Here is a 14,452-nt window from a genome sequence, read left to right on the forward strand (position 1 = left end):
CTAGTCGGGGGCGGGGCGATAGATGCAAATTGATGGCATGTTGGGGCGAGCGGGCAGCCCGCTCACCCCAGGGGAGTGGGCAGATCAGTCGTAGATGACTTTCTTTTTCCACTCGGCATCGGCGTCGACTTCTTTCATGCCTTCGGTCAATTCGTTGACTTCCTCCGCCGCCTGTTTGCTGTTAGCCAGCACGGTCGAGTTGGCGCGGGCCAGTTGACCTTCCAGCAATTGCAGCTGTGCACTGTAGAGCACCGGTTCAGGCTGCTTGCGCAGGTACTGCACGCCACGCTCGAAGGCCAGGCGCGCCTGGCCAGGCTGGCCCTGCTGCAAGGCGTGCTGGCCGAGGTTGTTGAAGAACTCTATGTGCAACAGCACCAGGATATGACGGATTTCCTTGATCCAGTGCTTGGCTTCGTTGGTCGGCAGGAACCCGTCCTGGGCGGCGCGGGTGACCTGGCCATGCAGGGCTTCCAGCAGGAAGCGCACGTCCTTGGCCTTGGCTTCGGTCTGGATCGGCGCCGGCGGGTTGTTCACCGGGATGGACTCGCCCTGGGCCACCAGCGTGTTCAGCTCGGTGATACGGGCCTTGAGCGGTGCACTGGTCTTGTTGAGGTTCAACAGGCGCTGATTGACGTTGAGCTCCAGGCGGGCCAATAACAGCTTGAGCGCCGGGGTCATCAGTTGGCCAGGGAAGGTCTCGGTGATCTCACCGCAACGGCGCAGGCGATCATTAAGCTCGATCTCGGTGCGCTTCTTTTCCAGCTTGTTGTTTTCCACCACGTGGTTCATGTAGCCAATGGCGATCAGTATTACGATCCCGGCAATTACCAGCAGGGTGATCATGAGTGGTGTCACCGGTGTGACCTCTTTGATAGGGTTTACAGTGGAGTGTAGTGACTGGGCTTGTCGACGGATAGGACTGATCGACCAGTTACCCAGGTAGTTCTTCTATATAAGTAGCCGCTCCCTGCGTAGATGCACATTGCCATCACTTGCTGGAACGAACTATAGCGCCTTGTCGGACGCCAGAATATAGGCGTCAAGGCCTGGACGGGCAGAATGCCCCGCGCGGGCCGGTAAACACGGGCGAAGTCATTGATTTAAATAAATTTATCCTTGGGGGTTGACGACCTTTCAATCCATCCATAGAATGCGCGCCACTTACAGCGTAAAGCACACAGCGAAACGCGGTAGGGAGTGAATGTTGTACGTGTGTCCCCTTCGTCTAGTGGCCTAGGACACCGCCCTTTCACGGCGGTAACAGGGGTTCGAGTCCCCTAGGGGACGCCATATGCGGGAATAGCTCAGTTGGTAGAGCACGACCTTGCCAAGGTCGGGGTCGCGAGTTCGAGTCTCGTTTCCCGCTCCAATTTACAAGCAGTGTGGCTTTCGGGCGGCACTGAGTGAAACCAGGACCAAGTCTTCGGACGAGGCCTCTGGGCACTGAAATACACACCATGTGTTTCAGTAGCGTGTCCCCTTCGTCTAGTGGCCTAGGACACCGCCCTTTCACGGCGGTAACAGGGGTTCGAGTCCCCTAGGGGACGCCATTTGCGGGAATAGCTCAGTTGGTAGAGCACGACCTTGCCAAGGTCGGGGTCGCGAGTTCGAGTCTCGTTTCCCGCTCCATATTCAACAAAAACGCCGATCAGTGATGATCGGCGTTTTTGTTTGTGCGTTATTTGTTCATCTGCCTGAACCTGTCATCTTCCTGACTCAGTTCCTGGCGTGTTCGAGATATAGTCTGGCGTTTGAGTTCAAGGAGCACGCGTGATGGCAGAAACTTCTCAATCGTCCGGTGAAACCAAGGTCGCCCCATTGGGTATCAGCGCCTTGGAAAAAGCATGGGATTTCCATTGGGCAATGCGCTTTGTCAGCGTTGTGCTGTTTCTCGATATCGCTTTGCTAATCCGTACCCGGACGCCCTTGGTGGAGTGGACGACCAGCAGCGATGCATTGCTCGCTGACTTGGGGTTCCTGGCGGTCACCGCGGCCTCTTTTGCGCTGGTGGTGTCTTTCGTTCTGCCGCTGTTGACGGAAATCGTTCGTGGGATCGGCACAAGGTTGCGAATGGCCTTTCCAAAGCTCTTGGGTGATGCCTATACACCTCCTTCAAGGGGGATCGGTTATGTGTGGGCCAACGACCTTCTGGACCTGGCACTGAAGGAAAACAGTGATTTCCTGCTTAGCTGGTATCAGCGGCATGTGCAGTTGCGAGAACAGCACCGGTTGATGATGAACAAAGTCGCGCACTTGGTGTTTGGTTGTTTGGTGCTGTCCGTCGTGGATTGGGCGGTGCCATATTTTGGATTCGGCACTGGTTCGCTGATTTTCTCGGCCATGCATGTACTGGGTGATACGGGGCTGTTTCTGGCCAGCATGGTCGTGGTAGCGGGCGGGGTAATGTTGGCGTCGGCATGGTTTGCCATCGAGTCTTCCCTGTATATCTACTACCCACCCCTGGACATGTTGCAGCGGGAGCAGGAGCGCAAGCGATACCAGGGCGCATGAAGAACCTGAGTAAAAATGCCGATCATCACTGATCGGCGTTTTTTTGCGCACACTTCAATCGCTGTCAGAGCTTCGGCAACTGTCCGATACGCCCCATCATTTCGGTGACGATCTGCAGATCCAGCAAGAACTGGTCGACCGTCTTGAACTCATTGTCGGTGTGCCCGGTGTATTTCACTTCCGGCCGCGCCAGGCCGAATTGCACGCCATTGGGCAGTTCATGCACGGACGTCGCGCCGGCCGAGGTGCCGAATTTGTGCTCCATACCGAGGTTTTCGCTGGCCACGGCCAACAAGGCCTTCACCCACTCACCTTCCGGGTTGCGGTACATCGGTTCGGCGACCGAGTAGGTGAAGTCCACGTTGACCTTGGTTTGCTTGTCCCAGGCGCTCAACTTGTCGGAAATCTCGGCTTTCAGTTTCTCCGGCGATTTGCCCTTTGGTACACGCAGGTTCACCGCCAGCTTGAAGGCTTTGTCATCCAGGCCGACAAAGGTCAGCGAGGTGGTCAGCGGCCCCATGAAATCATCGGAGAAACCCACGCCCAATTTGCCGCCCAGATAATCCAGACCCCAGTTGTCCGAGGCATAACGGGCCGCGTCGGTGATGTGGTTGTGCTTGAGGGCGATCTTGCCGTCGATGCTGTGGATCAGCTCCAGCATGCGCGACACCGGGTTGATACCGGATTCGGGCTCGGAGGAGTGCGCGGAAACCCCGGTCACTGTCAGCTTGACCTCTTTGCCAACCACCTTGGCTGTTACTTCGAAGTCACCGCCGTTGCGTTTGGCATACTCCGTACCGGCTTTTTGCAGGCTGGCGGCCAGTTCGGCAGGCGTGTCGCTGATCAACGTGGCAACCGAGGCCGAGGGAATCTGGTTGGTGGCCATGCCGCCGGTCATCGCGATGATTTCCGCGCCTTGGCCTTCCCCTTTGCGGCGCGGGAAGGTGGCCATGACAGTGCCATAACCTTTTTCGGCAATCACCACCGGGTAGCCGCCATCCAGCGCCAGGTTGTACTGCGGCGTCGGGTTGCGTTCGAAGTAATAGGGGATCGCGTCGCCGGAAGTTTCTTCGGTGGTGTCCACCAGCAGCTTGAAATTGCGCGCCAGCGGCAACTTCTCTTCCTTGATCACCTTCATGGCGTACATCGCCACCACGATGCCGTTTTTGTCATCCTCGGTGCCACGGCCATACATGCGGTCGCCGATCAGCGTGACCTTGAACGGGTCGAGCCTGGTGCCGTCTTTCAACACCCAGTTCTCCGGCGTCACCGGCACCACGTCGGCGTGGGCGTGGATACCCACCACTTCGTCGCCGTTGCCTTCCAGGGAAATCTCGTACACGCGGTTGTCGACGTTGCGGAAGTTCAGGTTGAAGGTCTTGGCCAGGGCCTGGATCTTGGCGGCAATCCGGATGAATTCCGGATTTTTGTACTGCGGCATGCCGTCCACGTTGAAGGTCGGAATTTCCACCAGTTCGCGCAAGGTATCGAGGGCGGCTTTGCCGTATTTCACTCGGGTGTAAATACCCAAAAGGCGATGGATTTCGTTCTGCTGGTCGGCGGTCAGGGTTTTGTTATCGAGGAAGGCACCGATCGCCGGGCCTACGTCGTTGGCCTTGCCCAGGTCGCCTTTGGCCAGGGTGCCGAGGAAACCACGGAAATCCGTGACCGACGTTTCGCTGAAGCTCGTCAGGATCGCCGTGCTTTGCTCTGGGGTGATGTTGGCAAAGGCAGGTGTGGTCATCACCGAAAGGCCGGCCGCGAACAGGGTGGCAGCCGCTAATTGCTTGAGTCGAAAGTGCATGGTCAGGGGCATTCCTTTGCAAAGGGAAATGGGGGATTCCTGATCAATAGGTCAGAAATATTTCGACACACTACCACTGCCAAGGTGTGCCCGGGAGACCACTGGGAGGCTTATCTAAAAACTCGATAGCACCCGACTCTGCTCTCTAGTCCAGGCTGTAACGCACCGACAACGCACCCTTTTTCTCCGAAAGCGCCAGGATCGTTACCTGACCCAACTCGCCCAGCGTTTGCACATGGGTACCGCCGCAAGCGTAGGTGGGCAGATCACCGAAGCCCACTTCGCGGGTGCCGTCGTCCAGGGCCATATGGCGCGGGTAGTCGGCGGCGATCCATTGGTTGATCTGCTGTTGAATGATCTCGGCGTCCATGGCTTGCGCGGTTTCGCCACGGATAAAAGTGATCTTGCCTTCACCTGGCCAGTGGTGCGCCTTGATCGGCATCCAACCCAGGGTTTCGCCAGCGTTGCCGATCAAATGCCCGGCGGAGTGCAGGCGGGTGTGCAGGGCGCGGCGTGGTTCGTCGACCCGCGCGGTGATGGGGCCCGGTTCCACCGGTTGGTTGACATAGTGCACCACGCGATCGGTTTCCTGGGTGACTCGCAGCACCTGGCTGTCGCCCAGCCAGCCGGTATCGAACGGCTGGCCACCGCCTTGGGGATGGAAAATCGTCGACTGCAAAACGACCGCAAACTGGCCCTCGCAGGGGGTGCAACTGAGTACTTCAAGCTCGGCGGTCAGGTGGTCATGGGTGAAAAACAGGCGCTCGGTCATTTTCTACATCCGCATCAGGGTTCTGCGGGCAGTATAAATAGTGCCTGGATAGGTGATAATCCGCTCAAATATCAATGGACCTGTGCGTCATGAGCATCAATCTTCCTTTGCCGCTGCTGGGCGAAATGGCGATTTTCGTCAAGGTAGTAGAGACCGGCAGCTTCTCCGAAGCGGCGCGGCAGTTGAGCGTTTCGCCGTCGGCGGTAAGCCGCAGTATTTCGCGCCTGGAAAAGGCCCTGTCCACCCGTTTGCTGCAACGCACCACGCGCAAATTGCGCCTGAGTGAAGCCGGTGAGGAGGTTTTCAAGCGCTGCCAGGAAATGGTCAGCGCGGCGCGCTCAGTGATGGAAATCAGCGGCCAGTTCACCCACGAGGCCGAGGGCCTGGTGCGGGTCAGTGTGCCGAAGGCGGTGGGGCGGTTTGTGGTGCACCCGCATATGCCGGAGTTCCTGCGGCGTTATCCCAGGGTGGATGTGCAATTGATCCTCGAGGACCGGCATGTGGACCTGATCGATGACAATGTCGACCTCAGCATCCGCATCACCGACAGCCCGCCGCCGGGCCTGGTGGGGCGGCAGTTATTGCCGATTGAGCATTTACTCTGTGCCACGCCGCAGTATCTAGCCGAGCATGGTGCGCCGGAGCATCCCCATGATTTGCTGGCGCACAGTTGCATCTATCTCGGTGAAACCCCGGGGGATTCACGCTGGAAATTCCGCCAGGGCGGCAAGGCGGTGACGGTCGGCGTGCGTGGACGTTATGCGGCGAACCACACCGGCGTTCGGCTGGATGCGGTGTTGCAGCACGTGGGAATTGGCAGCTTGCCGTATTTCACCGCGCGGCATGCGTTGGAGGAGGGGCGGTTGGTACAGGTGCTGCCCGGGTGGGACTTTATTGCGTCCTACCATGGCGAAGCGTGGTTGTTGCATTCGCCCACGCGTTACCTGCCGCCGAAGCTTCGGGTGTTTATCGATTATCTGGTGGAGTGCATGGCGAGGGAGCCGACATTGCGCCGGCGATAGGCGCACGGTCGAAAATGTGGGAGGAGGGCTTGCTCCCTCCCGCATTCAGTTATGCAGTGTCTTGAACAATCAGTGTTTGCTTTGGTCCTGCGGCATGGCCAGCAGTTGCTTTTCCTGGTTCCAGTCGAAGGGTTCGTCGTTTTGTTCGGCTTCAAAGCGACGCTCTTCCAGGGCCTGGTACAGGTCCAGTTCTTCGTCGGGCATGAAGTGCAGGCAATCGCCGCCGAAGAACCACAGCAGGTCGCGCGGGACCAGGTGGGCGATCTGCGGGTAGCGCAGGATGACCTGGCTCATCAGGTCCTGGCCCAGGTACTGGCTTTCGATCGGGTCGATCGGCAGCAGGGCGCGCAGTTCGTCGAAGCGCTCCAGGAACAGGGTGTGGCTTTCCTCGGGCACCTGTTCGGCTTCGCCGACGGCAACCAGGATGCTGCGCAGGTGGTCGAGCAAGACGAGATGATCGGCAACGACGTTGGACACGAGATAAGTCCTCTAAAGCAAAAACGGGCGCGAGAGTATATGCCTCTCGCGCCCGTTTTTATATGACCGCCGGACTCAGCGGACTTTACCTTCAGCGTGTACCAGCTCTTCCTTGCTGAAATCATCCACGTCGATCACCTTGCGCCGTGCCGCTTCGGCGTCGCGCAAGCTCTGCGCTTCCGCCGGTTGCAGCACACCGGCGTGCAGGGCGGCATCGATCGCATGTTCGCCGGCAGCGGGTTTGACCTGGCCACTTTTGAGCGCGGTGTGCAGTTTTTTCTGCAATGGATGGCTGGCACCCAATAGATCGTAGGCGTGTTGCAGAGCGCCCACTGGATCTTCTGCCGATTGTGGGCGGTAGCAGCCGGCCAGCAATTCTTCCAGGGTCGGGTCGCCTTTGGCGCGGCCAATCACTGCGGCCACTTCGGCATCCAGCGCATCGGACGGACCGGTATGACGACGTCCGAACGGGAATACAATCACCCGCAGCAGGCAGCCCAGCACTTTATTCGGGAAGTTGCTCAGCAGCTCATCCAACGCACGCTCGGACTCGCCGAGGCTTTCTTCCATGGCCCAGGCGAACAGCGGTTCCAAGTGATCCGGCGAATCCAGGTCGTGGTAACGCTTGAGTGCCGCCGACGCCAGGTACATATGGCTTAGCACGTCACCGAGGCGTGCCGACAGGCGTTCGCGGCGTTTCAACTCGCCACCCAGCAGCATCATGCTCAGGTCCGCCAGCAGCGCGAACGCGGCAGCCTGGCGGTTCAATGCGCGGAAATAACCCTGGCTCAAACGGTTGCCCGGGGCTTTCTCGAAGTGCCCCACGCCGAGGTTCAGCACCAGGGTGCTGGCGGCATTGCTCACGGCAAAACCAATGTGTTGCATCAGCAGCCCGTCGAACTCCTTCAGCGCCTGATCGTGGTCCTCACGCCCGGCCAGCGCCATTTCCTTGAGCACGAACGGATGGCAGCGGATGGCACCCTGGCCGAAGATCATCAGGTTGCGCGAGAGGATGTTCGCGCCTTCCACGGTGATGAAGATCGGCGCGCCCTGCCAGCTGCGGCCCAGGTAGTTGTTCGGGCCCATGATGATGCCCTTGCCGCCGTGTACGTCCATGGCGTGGCTGATGCACTCACGGCCGCGTTCGGTCAGGTGGTACTTGAGGATCGCCGACAGCACCGAGGGTTTTTCCCCAAGGTCCACGGCATTGGCGGTGAGCATGCGTGCGCTGTCCATCAGCCAGGCGTTGCCGCCGATGCGCGCCAGGGCTTCCTGGATACCTTCGAAGGCTGACAGCGGTACGTTGAACTGCTCGCGCACCTGGGCGTACTGGCCGGTGACCAGGCTGGTGAACTTGGCGGCGCCGGTACCCACGGCGGGCAGGGAGATCGAACGGCCGACCGACAGGCAGTTCATCAGCATCATCCAGCCTTTGCCGAGCATTTCCTGGCCGCCGATGAGGTATTCCAAGGGGATGAACACGTCCTTGCCGGAGTTCGGACCGTTCATGAACGCGGCGCCGAGGGGCAGGTGGCGACGGCCGATTTCCACACCGGGGGTGTCGGTAGGGATCAGTGCGAGGCTGATGCCCAGGTCTTCTTCTTCACCCAGCAGGTGGTCTGGATCGTGGGCCTTGAAGGCCAGGCCCAGCAGGGTCGCGACCGGGCCAAGGGTGATGTAGCGTTTTTCCCAGTTCAGGCGCAGGCCGAGGGTTTCCTTGCCTTCCCATTCGCCTTTGCAGATCACCCCCGTGTCAGGCATGGCGCCGGCATCGGAGCCCGCCAGCGGGCCGGTGAGGGCGAAGCAGGGGATGTCATCGCCACGCGCCAGGCGTGGCAGGTAGTGGTTGCGTTGTTCGTCGGTGCCGTAATGCAACAGCAATTCGGCCGGGCCGAGGGAGTTGGGCACCATCACTGTGGAGGCCAGGTCGCCGCTGCGGGTGGCGAGTTTCATCGCGACCTGGGAGTGGGCATAAGCGGAGAAGCCCTTGCCGCCATATTCCTTGGGAATGATCAGGGCGAAGAAACCGTGGGTCTTGATGTGCTCCCACGCGGCCGGCGGCAGGTCCATGGCCTGGCCGATTTCCCAGTCGCTGACCATGGCGCAGAGTTCTTCGGTGGGGCCGTCGATAAAGGCCTGTTCTTCCTCGGTCAGTTGCACCTTGGGGTAGGCCAGCAGCTTGTCCCAGTCGGGACGACCGCTGAACAGTTCGCCGTCCCACCACACGGTGCCGGCGTCGATGGCGTCGCGCTCGGTCTCGGACATCGGCGGCAAGACTTTCTGGAACCAGCTGAACAGCGGCTTGGTGAAGTATTGGCGGCGCAGGTCCGGCAGCAGCAAGGGCGCGGCCACCACAGCGATCAATACCCAGAAAATCAGCAGCAGCCAACCCGGTGCATGGCTCCAGGCGCCCATCGCCAGCAGGTAAACGGCGACCACGCCCAGGGCGGGCAGGGGGGCGACGCGGCGATGTGCCAGGTAGGCAATGCCGACCACCAGAACCAGTATCCACAACAACAGCATATTCAATCCTCCGTGAAACCAGGGGCGAAACCACCAGGGAGCTTAGTCGGCATCCGAACAAGCGGGGTGATCAGGGTGTTACAAGTTGTACTGGGAACACCTGGCATCAGGCGCCGACATTTGGCCGAATCGTCGTTATCTCCGTGGCGGACCTGTCGTTAAACTCCAGGCTTCCTTCGGAGATCAAGCTCATGGATACGTATCTGAGTCCCAGCCGCTTCATCGATAGTGACCACCCTGCGGTGGTGGAGTTCGCCGAAAAACACCGCGGCTCCAGCGCGAATTTACGTGACCAGGCGGTCAGTCTCTATTACGCCGTGCGTGAGGCGATTCGCTATAACCCCTACACCTTCAGCCGCGATCCCGCCACCTTGAATGCCAGCTTCGCCCTGGCCGCCGGCGAAAGCTATTGCGTGCCCAAGGCCACCTTGCTCGCCGCCTGCGCCCGTCACTGCGGCATCCCGGCGCGCATCGGTCTTGCGGATGTGCGCAATCACCTGTCGACACCGCGCCTGATCGCGTTGCTCAAAAGCGATGTGTTTGCCATGCATGGCTACACCGAGCTTTACCTGGACGGCCGCTGGGTCAAGGCGACGCCGGCGTTCAACCGCCAACTCTGTGAGGTGTTCGACGTACCACCACTGGACTTCGACGGGATCAGCGACAGCGTATTCCATGCATTCAACCGCCAGGGGCGGCGCTCGATGGAGTACGTGGTGGACCATGGGCAGTTTCCCGATGTGCCCGAGGATTTCTTCTTCGCCCATCTGGAGAAATGTTACCCACACCTGTTTGCTGAACAGATGCCGATCTTGTCGGGCGACTTGCCGAGCGATTTGAGCCGCGGGTGAACCGGCGTATGCTGCTGCGTTCATCCAGCCATGTTCATCAACAAAAAGGCGCGGTCATGCTGAAGATCTGGGGTCGTAAAAATTCATCAAACGTCAGGAAAGCACTGTGGTGCGCCGAGGAACTCGGCCTGGACTATGAGGCAATTGATGCGGGCGGGGCTTTTGGCGTGGTAGACACGCCGCAATACCGGGCATTGAACCCGAATGGCCGCGTGCCGATGATCGAGGATGGCGACTTTGTGTTGTGGGAGTCCAACACCATCGTGCGCTACCTCTGCGCCAAGCACGCGTCGGCGTTCTACCCGAGCGACCTGCAGGCGCGTGCCAGCGCCGAGAAATGGATGGACTGGACCACCTCGACCCTCGCCGAGCCGTTCAAGGCCGTGTTCTGGGGCGTTGTGCGCACCCCGGCGCAGAAGCAGGACTGGGACAGCATCAACGCCGGGCGTCAGGCCTGTATCGATGCACTGAGCACCGTGGACAATGCATTGGCCGAGCAGCCTTACCTGTCGGGCGACACCTTCGGCGTAGGTGATATTCCCCTGGGCTGCTTTATCTACGCCTGGTTCGAGATGCCCATCGAACGCCCTGCGATGCCCAACCTAGAGGCCTGGTACCAGCGTCTGCAACAGCGCCCGGCCTACCGCAAGGCGGTCATGACCGCGTTGACTTAATACTGACTATTAATACAGGTGACTGTACTTGTGCGGCGCGGGCAAGCACCATGCCTGTCATGCGCCGCCGTTGAACTACCTGCGCTGCGCCCTCATCTACTCTTTCTATTCCCTTCTTTGGTGCGTATTCCGATATGAGTTCCGCTCTGTCCATCCGGCAGCTAACCAAAACCTACGGCAACGGTTTCCAGGCCCTGAGTGGTATCGATCTGGACGTTGCCGAAGGTGACTTCTTCGCCTTGCTCGGCCCCAACGGCGCCGGCAAATCCACCACCATCGGTATCCTCTCCACTCTGGTCAACAAGACCAGCGGCACGGTGAATATCTTCGGCCACGACCTGGACAAATCCCCGGCGGCGCTCAAGCGCTCCATCGGTGTGGTGCCCCAGGAATTCAACTTTAACCAGTTCGAAAAGACTTTCGACATTGTCGTGACCCAGGCTGGCTACTACGGCATCCCGGCGAAAGTTGCCAAGGAGCGCGCCGAGCAATACCTGACCCAGTTGGGCCTGTGGGACAAGCGCGACGTGCCGTCCCGCTCGCTGTCCGGCGGCATGAAGCGTCGCCTGATGATTGCCCGCGCACTGGTGCATGAACCGCGCCTGTTGATCCTCGATGAGCCCACCGCCGGCGTGGACATCGAACTGCGTCGTTCGATGTGGACCTTCCTCACCGAGCTGAACGAGAAGGGCATCACCATCATCCTCACCACCCATTACCTGGAGGAGGCTGAGCAGCTGTGCCGCAACATCGGCATCATCGACCACGGCACCATCGTCGAGAACACCAGCATGCGTAACCTGCTGGGCCAACTGCATGTGGAAACCTTCCTGCTCGACCTGAAGAACAACCTGTCGGCACCGCCGCAACTGCTCGGCTACCCCAGCCGCCTGGTGGACAGCCACACCCTGGAAGTCCAGGTGGATAAAGCCATGGGCATCACTGCGTTGTTCACCCAGTTGGCGGCGCAGAACATCGACGTGCTGAGCCTGCGTAATAAAACCAATCGCCTTGAGGAGTTGTTCGTGTCCCTGGTGGAGAAAAATCTGACGAAGGTGGCGGTATGAGTTCTGAGCTGCAACCCAACCTCGTCGCACTGCAGACCATCGTCTACCGCGAAGTGAAGCGCTTTACCCGGATCTGGCCGCAGACCTTGCTGCCGCCGGCGATCACCATGGTGTTGTACTTTGTGATCTTCGGTAACCTGATCGGCCGGCAGATCGGCGACATGGGTGGTTTCACCTATATGGAGTACATCGTGCCGGGCCTGATCATGATGTCGGTGATCACCAACTCCTACGGCAACGTGGTCTCCAGTTTCTTCGGCAGTAAGTTCCAGCGCTCCATCGAAGAGCTGATGGTCTCGCCGGTGTCGCCGCATACCATTTTGATCGGCTACACCCTGGGTGGCGTACTGCGCGGCTTGATGGTGGGCGTGATCGTGACGCTGCTATCACTGTTCTTCACCCACCTGCAGGTGCATCACCTCGGCGTCACCATTCTGGTGGTGGTGCTGACGGCGACCATCTTCTCGCTGCTGGGGTTTATCAACGCCGTGTTTGCACGCAACTTCGATGACATCTCGATCATCCCGACTTTCGTGCTGACGCCGCTGACCTACCTGGGCGGGGTCTTCTACTCCATCACCTTGCTGCCGCCGTTCTGGCAGACCGTGTCGCTGGCCAACCCGGTGCTGCACATGGTCAACGCCTTCCGCTACGGCATCCTGGGCGTGTCGGATATCAAGATCAGCGTGGCGATCACCTTCATGCTGGTGGCGACTGTGGTGTTGTATATCGGTTGCGCGAAGCTGCTGGTGAGCGGGCGCGGGATGCGTACCTGATAAAACGCGGTCAAAAAATGTGGGAGGGGGCTTGCTCCCGATTGCGATGTGTCAGCTACAGATAAGCTGACTGACATACCGCTATCGGGAGCAAGCCCCCTCCCACATTTGGTTTTTGTGTCAGGTCTTCAGGCTTTCAGTGCCAGCTCAATCAGCGTGTGCAGTTCTTCAACGTTCAGCGGCGCGCTTGAGAACAGAATACGAAACACCGTCGGCGCTGCCAGCAGATTGATCAAGTGGTCCACGCTCGGTGGCGACTGGTGCGGATAACGGTCGACAATCGCCTGCAGCTGCCCACTCAAGATGCTCACGCAGTAGCCCGGCGTCCCCCTGCATTGCAGGTCGCGCATCATGTTGCGGCCCGGCTCCGAACTCATCTCATCCAGGTATTGCTCGGCCCACGCCCGCAAGTCGCCACGCAGGCTGCCGGTGTTGGCGGGCTCGCTGTCGGGGCGCATACGCGCCAGGGCCACATCCGCCAGCAGCACCGAGAGGTCGCCCCAGCGCCGATAGATGGTCGAGGGCGTTACGCCTGCGCGCGCGGCAATCATCGGCACCGTGACACTGGAGCGCTCATGGGTTTCGAGCAATTCACGCACGGCCGAATGGACCGATTCCTGTACCCGGGCACTGCGGCCCCCCGGGCGGAGGCCTTCTTTTATCGCCATGCGTGTGACCTTAACACAAAGAATTTGCTTTAAGCGCCGGCGAGTAGCACACTCCGCAAAAGCAAAAAATTAGCTTTAGCGGAGCGTGCCCATGTCCAGCCTCACTTCTCATCGTTCCAGCCTGGTGTTCCTCGCGGTCACGTTGCTGACGTTTCTCGCCGCTTCCAGTGCGCCGACTCCGTTGTATCACCTGTACCAGGAGGGTCTGCATTTTTCGGCGGGCACGCTCACGCTGATCTTTGGCGTGTACGCCTTGAGCCTGTTGGCGGCGCTGTTGACCGTGGGCTCGCTGTCGGACCACCTGGGACGCAGGCCAGTGATTTTTACGGCGTTGGTCCTGAATATGTTGGCGATGCTGCTGTTTATCAATGAAGACAGCGTGGCCTGGCTGATCGCTGCGCGTACCGTACAGGGGTTTGCCACCGGCATGGCCACGGCGGTGCTGGGCGCGGCCTTGCTCGACACCGACCGCCAGCAGGGCCCGCTGGTCAACAGCGTGGCACCGCTGCTGGGCATGGCGTGCGGTGCGATGGGCAGCAGCGTGCTGGCGGAGTTCGCGCCACTGCCGACGCAGTTGATCTACTGGACGCTGCTGGCGCTGATGCTGATGCAGGCGCTGTATGTGTGGCGCCTGCCGGAAACCGTTGATCGTATTCCCGGTGCACTGGCCTCGCTGCGCCCCACGCTGCATGTGCCGCCCCAGGCGCGTCGCGCGTTGTGGCTGTCATTGCCGGTGGACGTGGCGGTGTGGGCGATGGGGGGCTTTTACCTGTCCCTGGCGCCGTCGCTGGTACGGGCGGCGACAGGCTCTACATCGAACCTTATCGGTGGCGGCCTGGTGGCGGTGCTGACGTTGAGTGGCGCGCTGATGATCTTCACCCTGCGCAATCGCCCGGCCAGCAAGGTGCTGCGCCTGGGCGCGACGCTGCTGGCGGTGGGGGTGGCGCTGATCCTTACTGCGGTGCACAGCGCCAGCCTGCCGCTGTTTTTTATCGCCACATTGATCGCCGGCAGCGGCTTCGGCGCCGGCTTTCTCGGCGCATTGCGCAGTGTGGTGCCGCTGGCTTTGCCCCATGAACGGGCAGGCTTGATGTCGGCATTCTATGTGCTGAGTTATTTGGCGTTCTGCTTACCTTCGCTGCTGGCGGGCAACCTGATTCGCAGCTTTGGCCTGATCGTCACCACCGACGGTTACGGCGCTGTACTGATCCTGCTGGCCCTCGGGGCGTTGGTCGCCTTGCTGCTGCAGGATTCGGCAAAATCCAAGGCGGCCTGCATATCTGTAAAGTAGATAACAGTTAGAGATA

The 14,452-nt window shown here is 60.0% G+C and carries 13 protein-coding genes and 4 tRNA genes; 11 read left to right on the top strand and 6 right to left on the bottom strand.

Annotation, left to right across the window (positions count from 1 at the left end; translation table 11 throughout):
* Positions 1 to 84 precede the first annotated feature (84 nt).
* Positions 85 to 855 (bottom strand): hypothetical protein, encoded by a 771-nt coding sequence (locus BFP99_RS11350; RefSeq protein ID WP_027607090.1) that lies wholly within the window; start codon positions 853 to 855, stop codon positions 85 to 87.
* 359 nt (positions 856 to 1,214) lie between these two features.
* Between BFP99_RS11350 and BFP99_RS11355 the strand changes: the two genes are divergently transcribed.
* The 5 genes from BFP99_RS11355 to BFP99_RS11375 all read left to right on the top strand — a co-directional run bounded on the left by BFP99_RS11355 (position 1,215) and on the right by BFP99_RS11375 (position 2,511).
* Positions 1,215 to 1,290: transfer RNA gene (locus tag BFP99_RS11355), tRNA-Glu, on the top strand.
* A 3-nt stretch (positions 1,291 to 1,293) separates the two neighbouring features.
* Positions 1,294 to 1,369: transfer RNA gene (locus tag BFP99_RS11360), tRNA-Gly, on the top strand.
* Positions 1,370 to 1,474: 105 nt separating this feature from the next.
* Positions 1,475 to 1,550 (top strand) — tRNA-Glu (locus tag BFP99_RS11365).
* A gap of 3 nt (positions 1,551 to 1,553) precedes the next feature.
* Positions 1,554 to 1,629: transfer RNA gene (locus BFP99_RS11370), tRNA-Gly, on the top strand.
* Between the two features lie 144 nt (positions 1,630 to 1,773).
* Complete coding sequence (locus BFP99_RS11375; protein ID WP_065924516.1) at positions 1,774 to 2,511, top strand: hypothetical protein; 738 nt, start codon at positions 1,774 to 1,776, stop codon at positions 2,509 to 2,511.
* Between the two features lie 64 nt (positions 2,512 to 2,575).
* On the opposite strand, the gene BFP99_RS11380 is transcribed toward BFP99_RS11375, so the two are convergent.
* A complete protein-coding gene (locus BFP99_RS11380) occupies positions 2,576 to 4,315 on the bottom strand; it encodes a dipeptidase (RefSeq protein WP_065924553.1) in 1,740 nt (579 codons plus the stop codon).
* 145 nt (positions 4,316 to 4,460) lie between these two features.
* Positions 4,461 to 5,087, bottom strand: a complete 627-nt coding sequence (locus tag BFP99_RS11385) for a hypothetical protein (RefSeq protein WP_065924517.1) — start codon at positions 5,085 to 5,087, stop codon at positions 4,461 to 4,463.
* An 89-nt stretch (positions 5,088 to 5,176) separates the two neighbouring features.
* Here BFP99_RS11385 and BFP99_RS11390 point away from each other — a divergent pair, with 89 nt between their 5' ends.
* Positions 5,177 to 6,109 (top strand): LysR family transcriptional regulator, encoded by a 933-nt coding sequence (locus BFP99_RS11390; RefSeq protein ID WP_065924554.1) that lies wholly within the window; start codon positions 5,177 to 5,179, stop codon positions 6,107 to 6,109.
* 69 nt (positions 6,110 to 6,178) lie between these two features.
* Here BFP99_RS11390 and BFP99_RS11395 read toward each other — a convergent pair whose 3' ends face one another.
* Both BFP99_RS11395 and BFP99_RS11400 read right to left on the bottom strand, forming a co-directional pair.
* A complete protein-coding gene (locus tag BFP99_RS11395) occupies positions 6,179 to 6,586 on the bottom strand; it encodes a PA2817 family protein (RefSeq protein WP_010567536.1) in 408 nt (135 codons plus the stop codon).
* Between the two features lie 75 nt (positions 6,587 to 6,661).
* Positions 6,662 to 9,109 carry an acyl-CoA dehydrogenase gene (locus BFP99_RS11400; RefSeq protein WP_065924518.1) on the bottom strand — a complete coding sequence of 816 codons (2,448 nt, stop codon included), beginning with the start codon at positions 9,107 to 9,109 and terminating at the stop codon, positions 6,662 to 6,664.
* Positions 9,110 to 9,300: 191 nt separating this feature from the next.
* Between BFP99_RS11400 and BFP99_RS11405 the strand changes: the two genes are divergently transcribed.
* The 4 genes from BFP99_RS11405 (at position 9,301) to BFP99_RS11420 (ending at position 12,477) form a co-directional block, all read left to right on the top strand.
* The gene (locus BFP99_RS11405) at positions 9,301 to 9,960 is read left to right on the top strand and encodes a transglutaminase-like domain-containing protein (RefSeq protein WP_065947282.1); all 660 of its coding nucleotides are present in this window, start codon (positions 9,301 to 9,303) and stop codon (positions 9,958 to 9,960) included.
* 56 nt (positions 9,961 to 10,016) lie between these two features.
* Positions 10,017 to 10,634: a glutathione S-transferase family protein gene (locus BFP99_RS11410; RefSeq protein WP_065947298.1), complete on the top strand. Its 618-nt coding sequence runs from the start codon at positions 10,017 to 10,019 to the stop codon at positions 10,632 to 10,634.
* 134 nt (positions 10,635 to 10,768) lie between these two features.
* On the top strand, positions 10,769 to 11,701 hold the full coding sequence (locus BFP99_RS11415) for an ABC transporter ATP-binding protein (protein WP_027607098.1): 933 nt from the start codon (positions 10,769 to 10,771) through the stop codon (positions 11,699 to 11,701).
* On the top strand, positions 11,698 to 12,477 hold the full coding sequence (locus BFP99_RS11420) for an ABC transporter permease (RefSeq protein WP_012723134.1): 780 nt from the start codon (positions 11,698 to 11,700) through the stop codon (positions 12,475 to 12,477). Before BFP99_RS11415 ends, BFP99_RS11420 begins: the two co-directional genes overlap by 4 nt.
* 128 nt (positions 12,478 to 12,605) lie before the next feature.
* On the opposite strand, the gene BFP99_RS11425 is transcribed toward BFP99_RS11420, so the two are convergent.
* A complete protein-coding gene (locus BFP99_RS11425; protein WP_065947283.1) occupies positions 12,606 to 13,145 on the bottom strand; it encodes a TetR/AcrR family transcriptional regulator in 540 nt (179 codons plus the stop codon).
* Positions 13,146 to 13,236: 91 nt separating this feature from the next.
* Here BFP99_RS11425 and BFP99_RS11430 point away from each other — a divergent pair, with 91 nt between their 5' ends.
* On the top strand, positions 13,237 to 14,436 hold the full coding sequence (locus BFP99_RS11430) for an MFS transporter (RefSeq protein WP_065947284.1): 1,200 nt from the start codon (positions 13,237 to 13,239) through the stop codon (positions 14,434 to 14,436).
* The last annotated feature ends 16 nt before the right edge of the window (positions 14,437 to 14,452 follow it).

Origin of the sequence: Pseudomonas sp. 1 R 17 (assembly GCF_900067035.1) — a bacterium.
Taxonomy (GTDB): Bacteria; Pseudomonadota; Gammaproteobacteria; order Pseudomonadales; family Pseudomonadaceae; genus Aquipseudomonas; species Aquipseudomonas marginalis.